This is a genomic window from Litorivivens sp., from assembly GCF_057445395.1.
In genome coordinates, this window is sequence record NZ_JBVBUV010000089.1 from 1 (window position 1) to 13,390 (window position 13,390).

Here is a 13,390-nt window from a genome sequence, read left to right on the forward strand (position 1 = left end):
TGCTTTGTATTAACGACGCAAGCCGAGACGTCCGATCAGGGTGGTGTACCGCCCTGCATCTTTCTTCTTCAGATAGTCCAGCAGTTTGCGGCGCTGGTTAACCATGCGAATAAGGCCGCGACGCGAGTGGTGATCTTTACCGTTGGCCTCGAAGTGACCCTGGAGTTTATTGATGTTGACTGTCAACAGGGCAACTTGTACTTCGGGAGAACCGGTGTCACCTTCAGCCTGTTGATACTCTTTAACGACTTGAGCTTTCTCTTGGGCAGACAATGCCATTTCACTATTCCTCATTCACTATGAATATGCATGAGTCACACTGCGCTTTCGCTTTACAGGTCACTCTCATGTCGAGCCTGCCCGTGCATATTTACAGACAGGTTCGTTACGCCCGAGCGCCGCACATAGACGGAGCCTCAGACTAGCCGCCTATTGTCGCATATTAGAAACCAAACGGCGAGGGGCTACGCGCCCGTCGCTGAGAATTTCTCCAACACCTACAAATTGGCCAGTGTTCAGCTTGAGCCCCACCAGCCCCTCGGTTGGGGCGTTGGGCACCTGCACCGCCTGTCCCTGCATGAGGTAATACCCGGCGGTATCCCCTAGCTCCAGTATGGTCATCTGGGGCAGTGCAAGATCTATTGGCAGCAATAGAGCGTCCAGACCGTCAAAATCCGACCGATCCCTCAATACCTGCAGCTCTTCGAGGTTCTTTGATTGGGCCAGGGTAAACGGACCGGCGGCCGTGCGCCGCAACATGGTGATATGGCCGCCACAGCCCAGCGCCTGCCCCAGATCCTCCGCCAACGAACGGATGTAAGTGCCTTTGCTGCAGCGCACACTGACATCCACCTCAGCTTGCACGCCTGAACGAAAAGCGGTGATTTCAAGCGAATAGATAGTGATTCGGCGCGCTTCACGCTCAACCTCAATGCCCTGGCGCGCCAGCTCATAGAGCGGCTTGCCATCTTTTTTGAGGGCGGAATACATGGAGGGAATCTGCTCGATGGTACCGACAAAGGCAGCAGCTGCGTCACGCACCGCCTGCTCGGTTATCGCGCTCGCATCGCGCTCGCTGGTAACCTCGCCTTCCGCATCTCCGGTCGCCGTGGTGATACCCAGGGTTACCGTTGCATCGTAGGCCTTGTCGGCATCAAGAAGATATTGGGAGAATTTGGTGGCCTCACCGAAGCACACGGGCAACACCCCTGTGGCCAACGGATCGAGACTGCCGGTATGCCCGGCTTTGGCAGCGTTATAGATGGCGCGAGCCACTTGCAGCGCCCCGTTGGAGCTACGTCCAGCGGGTTTGTCCAAAACCAGAATGCCGTCCACCGGACGACCGCGACGCTTACGACCCACTTACTGCTCGTCGTCTTTGCTGCGCTGGCGGTCTTTGGCGACCGCATCGTCGATCAGGCGCGACATGTATTCACCGCGGCGCACACTGGTATCGTAGATAAACTTCAGAGCAGGTGTAGTACGCGCGTTGTGGCTCTGGGCAACGCGACTGCGCAGAAAACCAGCGGCGCGATTAAGCACCTTGAGAGACTCCTTGGCCTCCTCTTCACTGTCCTTCCCCATCACGGTCACAAACACACGTGCGTGCGACAGATCTCGACTCACCTCAACATCGGTAATACTGACCATACCAACACGTGGATCGCGTATCTGGAACTGTATCAGCGCGCCGAGTTCCTTCTTCAGGAAGTCGGCAATTCGCTGGGTCCGGCTGAAATCACTCACGCATTCAACCTCTTACAGAGTACGAGCAAACTCTTTCACCTGATAGACCTCGATCTGATCGCCCGCCCTGACATCGTTGTAGTTCTTCACGCCAATACCACATTCAAAGCCCTGACGAACTTCACCGACGTCATCCTTGAAGCGGCGCAGAGATTCCAGCTCGCCCTCGTAGATAACCACGTTGTCGCGCAACACACGGATCGGATTGTTTCGGTAAATCGTGCCTTCGATAACCATACAACCAGCGATCGCGCCCAGCTTGGGCGAACGGAATACGTCGCGAACTTCGGCGGTACCCACAATCTCTTCGCGCATTTCCGGAGACAGCAGGCCTGACAGCGCCTGTTTTACGTCGTCGATCAGATCGTAAATAACGCTGTAGTAACGCAGGTCGACGCCTTCGTTTTCAGCCAACTTGCGCGCGGACACATCGGCGCGCACGTTGAAACCGAACATGACTGCACCGGCGGTGATTGCCAGGTTGACGTCGGATTCGGTAATACCGCCAACACCACCAGACACCACATTCACTTCCACTTCGTCGTTACCCAGATCCACCAGAGACGCCTGCAATGCTTCCAATGAACCGCGCACGTCGGCCTTGAGAACAATATTCAGCGATTGACGATCAGCCCCTTCACCCATGCGATCAAACATGGAGTCGAGCTTGGCAGCCTGCTGCCGCTTGAGTTTCTGGTCGCGATCTTTGTGAGCACGGAAATCCGCCACTTCACGAGCACGCTTTTCATTCTCTACAACAACAAAGCTATCACCGGCATCGGGCGTCCCATCCAGACCAAGAATCTCAACCGGAATAGACGGTCCTGCAGCATCAATTTGACGGCCAGTCTCATCAATCATGGCGCGAACGCGGCCGTAGTATTGCCCCGCTAGAACAATATCACCCTTGCGCAGGGTACCGTTCTGAACCAGCACCGATGCTACGGTGCCGCGACCTTTATCGAGGCGCGACTCAATCACCAGCCCCTGACCTGGAACGTCAGCCGGTGCTTTCAATTCCAGCAGCTCCGCCTGCAGCAGCACTGCATCTAGCAAATCGTCTACGCCATCACCGGTATGGGCTGAAACCTCCACAAACTGGGTGTCACCACCCCAATCTTCCGGGATAACTGCTTTAGCAGACAGCTCGTTCTTGACGCGATCTGGATCCGCGCCTTCTTTATCCATTTTGTTGACGGCTACCACCAGCGGCACACCAGCAGCGCGGGCATGCAAAATCGCCTCTTCGGTCTGCGGCATCACACCATCGTCAGCAGCAACCACCAAGATAACAATATCAGTACTCTTGGCACCACGTGCTCGCATCGCGGTAAACGCGGCGTGACCAGGAGTATCCAGGAACGTGATCATGCCGTGCCCGGTCTCCACATGGTAGGCACCGATATGCTGGGTAATCCCCCCGGCTTCACCACTTGCCACCTTGGCTTTTCGAATGTAGTCGAGCAGCGACGTTTTCCCGTGGTCTACGTGACCCATAACGGTTACAACTGGCGCGCGCGATTGCAGCGTACCTTCACCGTGTGAAAGCAGGGTTTCCTCCAATGCCTCTTCGAGTGCATCGTCAGATACCAGTCGCGCTGTGTGCCCCATCTCTTCAACCACCAGCTGGCCAGTTTCCTGATCAATTGCCTGGTTAATGGTTGCCATAACGCCGAGCTTCATCAATTCCTTGATGACTTCGCCCGCTTTAATGCTCATGCGCTGAGCCAGCTCCCCAACCGTGATGGTTTCGGGAATTGCAACTTCTTTGATAGCTTTCTCCGTTGGCGCCTGGAAGGCATGCCGCTTGTGATCGTCTGGCAGTTTCAGTGTTCGTTTCTTGCCGCGACGATAACTGCCATCGTCTTCCTCGAAGTCGGCTGTTACTGCAACCCGACCGCGACCCTTCGGCGCCTTGCCACGCTTGCCGCGCGGCTTATCGTCGTCTTCACGACCAGTGCGGTGCACTTTTTTGGGTTTGGCTTTGCCTTCAGGCTCTTTCTCTTTGTGAGGCTGAGCAGAGGTCTTCTTGGCCTCTTCAACCTGCTGCGCAGCAATAGCCAAGCGCTCTTCTTCTTCACGCTTGGCTTTCAGTGCAGCTTCGCGACGCTCGCGCTCCTTGGCTTCTTCGTCCATACGCCGATGAGCAGCACGCTGACGCAGAATTTCCGGGTCAATCTCAACTTTTTCTTTCGGCTTGGGAGCCGCCGCACGAACAGGTTTCTCTTCTACCGGCTCGGCAGGCTTCTCCTCAGGCACTTCAGCTTGCGCAGGCGCTTCCTGCTCAGCTTTCGCTGCAGCTGCCTTGGCCGCCGCTTCAGCTTCTGCCTGCGCTTTGGCTTCAGCCTCTTCAGCGGCTTTCTTCTCCGCCTCAGCTTTGGCTTGCGCAGCCAAACGGGCCGCTTCTTCCGCCGCCTGCTTTTCAGCCTCAGCTTTTGCGTTGGCTTCTTCTTCGGCTGTTTCCGCCGCCAATTCTGCAGGATCACGTTTCACGTAGGTGCGTTTTTTTCGCACTTCCACGCTGACCGTTTTCTTAGCCGCGCCGGAGCCGGTTTTCAGGGTGCTCAAAGTCTTTCGCTTCAGCGTAATTTTCTTGGGCGCTGATGCTGTTTCACCGTGACTGTTTTTAAGAAAAGCCAGCAGAACCTGCTTGTCCGCATCGGACACAACTTCCTCAGCAGCCTGATGCTTCAACCCCGCTTCTTTCATCTGTTTCAACAGACGGTCTACGGGTGTCCCCACAACTTCTGCCAGCTGGCTTACCGTTACTTCAGCCATTCAATCTTCTCCCTTACCTCGTCCGACAGCTTGCACTGCGCATACACAACGCTTGAATACCGGGCGTCCTCTAGCTGGCTTCACCAGATGAGTCTTCATCGGCGAACCACGGCGCACGTGCTGTCATAATCAGTTGGGCAGCTCGCTCGCTGTCCATGCCTTCAATATCCAATAAATCTTCTACTGCCTGCTCGGCCAAGTCTTCCATCGTAGTGATGCCCTGACTGGCCAGCTGGAAAGCCAAATGACGATCCATGCCTTCCATCGTCAACAGATCTTCTGCCGGCTCGGCAGCTTCCAGCTGTTCTTCGCTTGCGATGGCCTGGGTTAACAGGGCATCTTTGGCGCGCGCACGCAGTTCTTCGGCAATATCTTCGTCGAAGCCTTCAATACCCAGCATTTCTTCCAGCGGCACATAAGCCACCTCTTCCAGCGTAGTGAAGCCCTCTTCTACCAGCACACCGGCGACATCTTCATCAACGTCCAGAGCGTCCATGAACATTTCCATCACCTGACCAGATTCCTGCTCATGCTTCTCCGACATAGCTTCAACGCTCATGACGTTGATTTCCCAGCCGGTCAGTTCGCTAGCCAGTCGTACGTTCTGTCCAGCGCGACCGATAGCCTGAGCCAGATTGTCTTCGCCAACACCGATATCCATAGTTTTAGCGTCTTCATCCACGACGATGGACTCGACTTCAGCCGGCGACATTGCATTGATGACCAGCTGCGCGGGGTTATCATCCCACAGCACAATGTCCACTCGCTCGTTGCTCAACTCGCCAGACACCGCCTGCACGCGCGCACCGCGCATACCTACACAGGCGCCAACAGGATCGATGCGGCCATCATTGGTTTTCACTGCAATTTTTGCACGTGAACCCGGATCGCGAGCAGCTGCACGAATCTCTATGACCTGCTCGGAAATCTCCGGCACTTCAATTTTAAACAGCTCGATGAGCATTTCCGGACAGGCGCGGCTAAGCAGCAACTGAGGGCCTCGCGCATCTGCACGCACTTCTTTCAAAACAGCACGCACGCGATCGTTAATACGGAACACTTCACGCCCGACCAGCTCTTCGCGTGGTAGCAAGCCTTCAGCGTTATTACCCAAATCAACAATAATATTATCGCGAGTCACTTTTTTGACGGTGCCGTTAATCAACTCACCCAACCGGTCTTGGTATTGCTCGACCACCTGGGCACGTTCGGCTTCGCGTACTTTCTGAACTATGACTTGCTTTGCGGTTTGCGCCGCAATGCGGCCAAAGCCTACGTTTTCAATTTCTTCCTCGTAAACATCGCCCGCCTTGAGACTAGCATCTTGCTCGTGGGCTTCTTCCAGTGTGAACTGGGTACCCAGCAGGGCCAGCTCATCATCGGAAACCACTTCCCAGCGACGGAATGTGCGGTAGTCGCCTGTAGTGCGATCTATCACGACATAGATATCGGAGTCTTCTTCGTAGCGCTTTTTCGCTGCGGTGGCCAAGGCCTGTTCGATCGCCTCGAAAATGATATCGCGCGAAACGCCCTTTTCGTTTGAGACCGCTTCCGCTACCAGTAATATTTCCTTGCTCATCCTATGCCTCGTCGACTGGCCGGTATCTTAACCGGCGATTGACCAGAGCCCGGGCTTGATTATTCAAACCGCGGAACAACATTTGCCTTCTCAATATCTGCCAATGGAAAAAGGTATTCATGGTCGTCCACAAGGAGAACCACGTCTTCATTTTCCACGCCTACCAATCGCCCTTTAAAGTTGCGGCGACCTTCATAATTCATGCGCAACTTGACCTTGATGGTCTCGCCAGCGGCATCGGCAAAATGTTCCAGCCGAAACAGCGGCCGGTCCATGCCCGGTGACGACACTTCCAGGCGATATTCACCCGAAATGGGATCTTCGACATCCAATATGCCACTGACTTGATGGCTGACCCGCGCACAGTCATCCACCGTAATACCGTTATCGGCATCGATATAAATCCGGAGCATGCCGGAACGGCCCTGAGCTATGTACTCAACGCCCCACAGACGGTAACCGAGCGCTTCTACTGAAGGCTCAATCATGGTTTGTATCTGCCGTGATTTACCGGACAATATTTCGAACCCACCAACAAAAAATGGGCACTAGGCCCACATTTGAAAATTCTGTCTTGCAACCATTTCTTATGGTTACTAAAAAGCCCCTAAAGAGGGGCTTTCGACGTCCTTACGATGACAAAACCCTGTCATCTTTTACTGCGTGGACCCATGCAGCAGACAAGCCGCCGACGCCACTTCAAACAAGAGGCAGGATTATAGGCCTGTGCCCCCGGAGGGTCAAGGAATACCGGCGTTTGCACGGTATTGCTCAGTCCTGCTTGGGCCCTATCCATACCTGCTGGGCATTCACAAAGGCGTGAATACCGTGCGGCCCAAGCTCGCGACCATAGCCGGAGCGCTTGATGCCGCCACTGGGCAGCCGCGGATCGGTTTTAACCAGGCCATTCACCACCACCTGACCGGCCTCCATTTGCAAGGACAGCATTTCTCCACGCTCAGCGGTTGTCCAGATGCTGGCCGCCAACCCGTACTCGGTATCATTGGCGATAGTCAGTGCCTGATCTGCATTTTCAGCCTTCAGCACCACGGCAACGGGGCCGAAAGTCTCTTCACAGGCCGCTGTCATGTGGGGCTCGACGTCAGCCAGCAGCGTTACCGGATAGTAGTAGCCCGCACCGTCGGGCATTTCGCCTCCAATAACACAGCGCGCGCCCTGTTCAATGGTTTCAGTAACCTGACGGTGCAGATTCTGACGCAGGTCGTCGCGCGCTATTGGTCCGACATCAGTATCTTCTCGCGCCGGGTCACCCAAAGTGAGCTTGCGCAGACGCTGCTCCAGCCGAGCGAGAAAATCGTCGTACACTGGCGCTTCCACAATGATCCGCTTGGCGGCTATACAGGATTGACCGGCATTGATGATACGCGATGTGGTAATCGCCTCGGCCGCCTCGTCCAAATTTGCGTCAGCAAGCACAATGACTGGATCTGAACCGCCCAGCTCCAGCACCGCCGGCTTAATCGCCGCGGCTGCCATAGATGCCACTTTCGCTCCAGCGCGATCCGACCCAGTAAAAGAGACTCCTCGAATACGCTTATCGGCGATGGCTTGCGCCACATCCGGCGTCGCCAACGGTAGGTTTTGCATGATATTAGCCGGAGCGCCCACCTGGTCGAACAGCTCTGCAATGGCTTCGGCGCAAGCCGGCACGTGCGGGTCGTGCTTCATCACGCAGGTGTTACCGGCCATCAGTGCCGGCGCACAAAACCGAAATGCCAACCAGAACGGTGCATTCCAGGGCAAGACGCCCAACACCGGCCCCAGCGGCAGATAGCGCACATAACTATGGCTTGCATCAGAGGCCAATTCATCGTTCGCCAGATAGCTTTCCGCATGCGCAGCATAGTGATCGGCACACCACGCCGCCTTGGTCACTTCGCCCAAAGCCTCTTTTTTCGGCTTCCCCATTTCTTCGGTCATTAAGGGCGCAAGCGTTTCAATATGGTCGCGCATATACTGCGCAACGTCGCGCAATACCTTCGCCCGCTCGTTAAAGGTGGTGTGACGCCACGCACGGTACGCTGTCTCCGAGCGCTCCATAACGCGGTCGATATCGTCCGTTGTGGCTGCAGCCACCTCCCGCACCAGCTTGCCGGTGGCCGGATTGATCACTTGGAGCATTCACTGTCCTCCTGTGCCTTTACGTCGCCTGCCAGTTTCAATTTATGCGACGACTTCTTTTCGCCGGGTTTGCAGAGAAAGTCTTCCTCAAAATTAAAAAACGACTCACAACCGCTGGCAGTGACCATCAGCGTATCGGAAATACCAACGGTCTTATCGCCCTCCACGCCCCACATCCAGGGAATCAAGTGGAAGGTCATCCCCTCTTCAAGCACCGTGGATTCGCCCTGCTTCAGGCTGATGATATAGCCCTCGTCCCAACTCGGAGGGAAGGCAATACCGATGGAATAACCCGAGCGGGTAACGAGGCGGGCGCCAACATCGTTATCAGTAATGATATTGCGCACCAGATTATCAGCATCCGAGACCGTCAGGCCCGGGCGCATTGCCCGCTTAACCTCTTTGAGCGCGAGTTTCATTCGATCCTGGGCTTTTTCCATCGCCGGTGACAGTTCATCCATCACCACAGTGCGCATCATTGCGGTGTGATAGCGCCGGTAGCAACCACCGACTTCCAGGAAAACGTGCTCTCCCGCCTGCACCTCGCGACCTTCCCAGGTGGCGTGACCAATCATGCTGCGAGGCCCAGAGGTCACGTAAGGCATTACCGCCGGTGGTTCGCCACCTGCACGAAACATGGCCGAGCTGATGGCGGCTCCTATTTCATTTTCGGTAACCCCCACCTGACAGGCTTCAAAACCGGCCTTCATACCGGCTTCGGTCGCGCGCGCCGCCTTGCGCATGACTTCAATTTCAGCCGGAGACTTTCTAACCCTCCCCTGCTCTACAATGCCGAAGCAATCAAGCAGCTGGCCATCGGTGAAGGTGGTATGAATGTAGTCCTGGTGATAAGCCGGGAAGAAATAGCTGTTTCGCTCGTAGCCAATGTATTTGTTGGCCAACCCGAACTCTCGCAGACTCTGCACCAGCATCTGGATCGCGTCACCCGTGTCCGGATAGGGCCGCGTCAACTCTACCCAAGTGCGCGCATGCACATTCGATTCTTCCAGCTGCCGGGTAATCATGAAAGGCTCACCTTCCAATGGCACCACCAGCGATTGGAAAAACGAATAGCCCGTGGTCTGGTAATCCGTGAGATACATGAGGTTTTCAGGGTCAGTAATCACCACCGCATCCAACAGACGCTGCGACATGCGTTTGCGCAGCTCACTCAGCCGACGCTCATATTCCTCGAAAGGAAAGGTCATATCATCGCGCTGCCTCATGCCGCTGCCTCCATGACACTGTGTATCGCTTCGCTGAGTATCTTCAGACCTTCTTTGAGATCCGCCTCTGGAATGGTGAGAGGCGGAATCACTTTCAGCACTCGACCACCACTACCGCAGGGCCCAAGCAGCAAACCATTCTCAAAACAATGCGCTGCCATTTCCTTCGCTTTGCTGCCGTCAACCACATCCAGAGCCTGTATCATGCCCTTACCTCGCACGGCATAACCCTGCCCCGCGTATTGCTTGGCCAGCTCATCGAGATGGGCGGCAATCAAGTCGCCTTTCTTCTTTACCTCAACCATCAGCTTGTCGTCGTCGAAATAGGTCAGCGCCTCACGACCGGACACAAACGAAAAACCTTGCCCACGAAAGGTGCCGGTATGCTCACCCGGTGACCAATGCTGATCGTGCTCCGGCTTGATTAGGTTCATGGCCAGCGGCGTACCGAAACCACCAATACCTTTGGCCAGACAAATAATATCTGGCGCCAGATCCATACCATCAAAGCTGAAGTAGGAACCTGTGCGGCCACACCCCACCTGAATGTCGTCAATAATGAGCAACGCGCCATGCTCGTGGGCAATGCGTTGCACTTCTTTCAACCAGGCTTTACTCGCCACATTAACGCCACCTTCAGCCTGAATCACTTCCAGCACATACGCTGCCGGAGGGGTAATCCCGCTGGAAGGGTCTTTTAGCGCCCGCTCGTGTTCGGCGAGGCACTCCATGCCCCCACCTGGTGCATTTTCGAAGGGCAAGCGCACCACATGATCCAGCGGAACACCGGCAGCCTGCCGAAAGTAGTCATTGGCTGTGCACGCCAATGAACCAAGCGTCATGCCATGAAAACCATGGCTGAATGCAACGACATGCTGCCTTTTGGTAACCCGGCGGGCGAGCTTTAGCGCAGCTTCTACCGCATTAGTACCGGTTGGCCCCATAAATTGCATTTTGTGATTCATGCCGCGCGGTTCAAGAATGGTGGTGGCGAACTTTTCAATAAAATCGCGCTTGGCGGTGGTGTACATATCCAGACTGTGGGCTACGCCATCGGCCTCGATAAACTCTATGAGGGCTCGCTTCATGCGCTCGTTGTTGTGCCCAAAATTAAGCACCCCGGCACCAGCGAAAAAATCGATGTAAGACTTTCCGTTTTCATCAGTTTGCCGCGCGTTGCTGGCAGATTTAAAAACGGTTGGGAAACTACGGCAGTATCCGCGAATTTCAGATTCCCACTGTTCAAATATTTTCATTCTCCGTTCTCCTCGTGCTAAACCTCGTGGCTTCAGGAATGGGGTCGCGACCCGGGTTATTCGTCCTCGTCTAGTTACTGCTTTCTATACCAACATGTTTAAGATCAATGAGCAAAATCGGGGCCAATCCCAGTGAATTTTGCCAATTTCACGACAGCTCAGGCCTTGACAGACGGCACAGGCGCACCTGCCAACTGAAGAAAGACACGTGCGACATCCGGTATTAAGGAATCCCGAAAATCGTATCGTGGGTTGTGACAGGGGTAGTCTTGCAACGTGCCCTGGCCAGATCCGATCAGGGCAAAAGCACCCGGAATCGTATTGAGGTAATAACTGAAATCTTCTGATGCCATAATCGGCACGCGAGTCTCCCCACACTGCCAGTCGTTACCCAGAATGTTAGCTAGCGCGGCGCGCATGTTGCCCGCCTGCGCGGCATGGTTCACGGTGGCGCCGTAGCGCGGTGTAAGTTCAACGTTAGCGGTTACACCGTACGCCTGAGCCGTAGATGATGCAATATCCCGGATCAGACCTTCTACCTCTTCTCGCATCGATGAAGATCCTAAGCGGATGCTGCCAGCAATAACCGCGCTATCGGGAATTACAGTTTCAGCGCTACGGGCATCAATTGAGGTCACGCTGACCACCGCAGCGCGCTGGGCCGGCAAGCGTCGCGATACGATCTGCTGCAGCGCCTGAGTAACCGACGCTGCGGCCAACACAGGGTCACGGCACAACTCAGGCTGACTCGCGTGGCCACCGCGCCCAGTCAGTGTAATTTTGAATGTGCCATTGGCTGCCATAACCGCACCATCTGGACACACAGCCTTTCCATGCGGAATGGCTGGCCAGTTATGCCAACCATAAATGGCATCAACACCGTCCAGCGCACCGTCTTCCACCATTTTTCGAGCGCCGTGCCCGCCCTCTTCGGCGGGTTGAAACAGTACGGTAACCGGCCCCGGGAGCTCGGCCTCATGCCGACACATCCACCACAGTGCCGCGAACAGCGTTGCGGTATGCCCGTCATGCCCGCAGGCATGCATAAAACCCTCGCGCTCAGACTGCCACTCCACCCCGCTGGCTTCGCGTATCGGCAGCGCATCAATATCAGCTCTCAAGGCAATATGAGCGCCAGGAGCTTCCGGAGCCAGCGTAGCCACGGTGCCGGTTGCGGCACATTCGCGCCAACGCAATCCGAGCTCATCGAGTAATTTACGAATAGTTTTCGCCGTCTCAAACTCAGACCAGGCAATTTCCGGATAGCGATGCAGACCATGCCTCAATTCAACGGCACGATTGATAATGGTTTGCCATTCGTTGTGCATTTCAACACTCCACCAAGCCGCCGCTTTGATGCCATCAATAGCCGCCGGCTTCATCAAAAAACAACTATCTACAGCCTAGCACGGCAAACAAGAGTAGACAGGGGAAGGAGAGAAAAAAATACCTGAAACGACAGCGACGCTTTTTGGGAAGAAACGCTGAAACGACTTGGCGCACAGACTGCGACTACGCGGCATTACTGAAGCGCGTTTGAGCATGCTGCGCTCAATCAAGGCCTGCCCTGCAAACCAATCCCACTTGCCGCTCAAGAGTTTGAATCTGCAGCGGACTAGCAATCCGCAAACAGGTCGCCAGTCGGCCCCGGACGCATGATAAAAGGAGCTGCAGACAGTCGCCGTTCAGTTCTGGCGGTTAAGAGCCTGCTCGCCTGATCAACTGAGCCATGCAACCACTCAGCAATGTTATCAGCGTCGAGTAATAGGGGCATGCGGTGGTGTACCCAATCAATCTGAGATACAGGTTGAGTGGTTAGCACAGTAAACGTATGACGCTCGTCATCCCCCACCCAGGTATCCCACAACCCTGCCAGCAGCAGTGGAAGACCGTCCAAACCTGCGATACGGTGGCATCGCTTTACACCATCAATGACCGGCCATTCGAAATACGCCGATACTGGCACAATACAACGTTGCGATTTCCGCCATGCGGAACGAAAAGTCGATTTTTCGGCAACTGTTTCAGCTCTCGCATTAAACGTGCTGTAAGCCAATCGCGGCGCTTTCGCCCACCCAGGTATCAACGACCAAGAGCGCTCGCGATAGCCACGCGCATCCACGGTGCCGGCGTTCATGGTTGGTCGAACGTCAAATCGATCCTGCACATCGACAGGCCAATCAGTCAGGATCTCAGCCCACCGGTGCATTGCCTTATTGTGCTGTTCAAACGCGCCACACATCGCTTCAGAGATTATTGGCAAGGGAAGGGATGACACTGGCACAACAGTGCCATGCGTGTCTAGCAGGACAAATGCCCTAACGATAATCTTTAACTGAGAGCCAGCCGGGCCGCCTCAGCGAAGCAGACATAAAAAAGCGCTCTAGATAGGGCGCTTTTTTATATTGGTGCCGACAAACAGCTTATCGTTTGGGCTACAGCCGCCGGCTGTAGGGGCAGCGCCCCGAGCGCATCGCGCGAGCCAACGCGGGATGTAGTCCCGCCGAGGCAGGCATAAAAAAAGGTTCATCGCATATTAGGGTGGAATGCTGCTCTGATCTTGAGAAAGAAGTAGCTGTTGTCTCGATACCCATAGGCCATCCGTTTTATCACCTTGATGCGATTGTTCATCCCCTCTAGCTTGCTGGTACTGAGGGGATGAT

Annotated in this window: 12 protein-coding genes; all 12 read right to left on the minus strand. The window is 55.1% G+C overall.

What is annotated here, in order from left to right:
• Positions 1–9 precede the first annotated feature (9 nt).
• Positions 10–279, minus strand: coding sequence for a 30S ribosomal protein S15 (rpsO, locus tag AC222A_RS17145; protein ID WP_372748136.1), 270 nt, complete (start codon positions 277–279; stop codon positions 10–12).
• Positions 280–429: 150 nt separating this feature from the next.
• Positions 430–1,362, minus strand: coding sequence for a tRNA pseudouridine(55) synthase TruB (truB, locus tag AC222A_RS17150; RefSeq protein ID WP_372748137.1), 933 nt, complete (start codon positions 1,360–1,362; stop codon positions 430–432).
• Entirely contained in the window at positions 1,363–1,746 is a 384-nt protein-coding gene (gene rbfA, locus AC222A_RS17155; protein WP_372748138.1) for a 30S ribosome-binding factor RbfA, read from the minus strand.
• A 12-nt stretch (positions 1,747–1,758) separates the two neighbouring features.
• Positions 1,759–4,524 carry a translation initiation factor IF-2 gene (gene infB, locus AC222A_RS17160; RefSeq protein ID WP_372748139.1) on the minus strand — a complete coding sequence of 922 codons (2,766 nt, stop codon included), beginning with the start codon at positions 4,522–4,524 and terminating at the stop codon, positions 1,759–1,761.
• 70 nt (positions 4,525–4,594) lie between these two features.
• Complete coding sequence (gene nusA / locus AC222A_RS17165) at positions 4,595–6,103, minus strand: transcription termination factor NusA (protein ID WP_372748140.1); 1,509 nt, start codon at positions 6,101–6,103, stop codon at positions 4,595–4,597.
• Positions 6,104–6,162: 59 nt separating this feature from the next.
• Positions 6,163–6,621: a ribosome maturation factor RimP gene (gene rimP, locus AC222A_RS17170; RefSeq protein ID WP_372748141.1), complete on the minus strand. Its 459-nt coding sequence runs from the start codon at positions 6,619–6,621 to the stop codon at positions 6,163–6,165.
• A 253-nt stretch (positions 6,622–6,874) separates the two neighbouring features.
• Positions 6,875–8,245, minus strand: coding sequence for an NAD-dependent succinate-semialdehyde dehydrogenase (locus tag AC222A_RS17175; RefSeq protein ID WP_486775322.1), 1,371 nt, complete (start codon positions 8,243–8,245; stop codon positions 6,875–6,877).
• Positions 8,233–9,471 carry an ectoine hydrolase gene (doeA, locus tag AC222A_RS17180; protein ID WP_372748312.1) on the minus strand — a complete coding sequence of 413 codons (1,239 nt, stop codon included), beginning with the start codon at positions 9,469–9,471 and terminating at the stop codon, positions 8,233–8,235. Before doeA ends, AC222A_RS17175 begins: the two co-directional genes overlap by 13 nt.
• Positions 9,468–10,727, minus strand: a complete 1,260-nt coding sequence (locus AC222A_RS17185) for an aspartate aminotransferase family protein (RefSeq protein ID WP_372748311.1) — start codon at positions 10,725–10,727, stop codon at positions 9,468–9,470. Before AC222A_RS17185 ends, doeA begins: the two co-directional genes overlap by 4 nt.
• 158 nt (positions 10,728–10,885) lie before the next feature.
• Complete coding sequence (gene doeB2 / locus AC222A_RS17190; RefSeq protein WP_372748315.1) at positions 10,886–12,055, minus strand: N(2)-acetyl-L-2,4-diaminobutanoate deacetylase DoeB2; 1,170 nt, start codon at positions 12,053–12,055, stop codon at positions 10,886–10,888.
• 287 nt (positions 12,056–12,342) lie between these two features.
• On the minus strand, positions 12,343–12,969 hold the full coding sequence (locus AC222A_RS17195) for an SOS response-associated peptidase (protein ID WP_486775323.1): 627 nt from the start codon (positions 12,967–12,969) through the stop codon (positions 12,343–12,345).
• A 284-nt stretch (positions 12,970–13,253) separates the two neighbouring features.
• Positions 13,254–13,390: transposase (locus AC222A_RS17200; protein ID WP_486775324.1), on the minus strand; the 137-nt coding region annotated here is incomplete at its 5' end.

What these genes read in the sequence shown, in the direction of transcription:
- rpsO (WP_372748136.1), bottom strand. Translation starts at nt 279, where the DNA reads ATGGCATTGTCTGCCCAAGAGAAAGCTCAAGTCGTTAAAGAGTATCAA.
- infB (WP_372748139.1), bottom strand. Translation starts at nt 4,524, where the DNA reads ATGGCTGAAGTAACGGTAAGCCAGCTGGCAGAAGTTGTGGGGACACCC.
- nusA (WP_372748140.1), bottom strand. Translation starts at nt 6,103, where the DNA reads ATGAGCAAGGAAATATTACTGGTAGCGGAAGCGGTCTCAAACGAAAAG.
- AC222A_RS17175 (WP_486775322.1), bottom strand. Translation starts at nt 8,245, where the DNA reads ATGCTCCAAGTGATCAATCCGGCCACCGGCAAGCTGGTGCGGGAGGTG.
- doeA (WP_372748312.1), bottom strand. Translation starts at nt 9,471, where the DNA reads ATGAGGCAGCGCGATGATATGACCTTTCCTTTCGAGGAATATGAGCGT.
- AC222A_RS17185 (WP_372748311.1), bottom strand. Translation starts at nt 10,727, where the DNA reads ATGAAAATATTTGAACAGTGGGAATCTGAAATTCGCGGATACTGCCGT.
- doeB2 (WP_372748315.1), bottom strand. Translation starts at nt 12,055, where the DNA reads ATGCACAACGAATGGCAAACCATTATCAATCGTGCCGTTGAATTGAGG.
- AC222A_RS17195 (WP_486775323.1), bottom strand. Translation starts at nt 12,969, where the DNA reads ATGTGTGGCGCGTTTGAACAGCACAATAAGGCAATGCACCGGTGGGCT.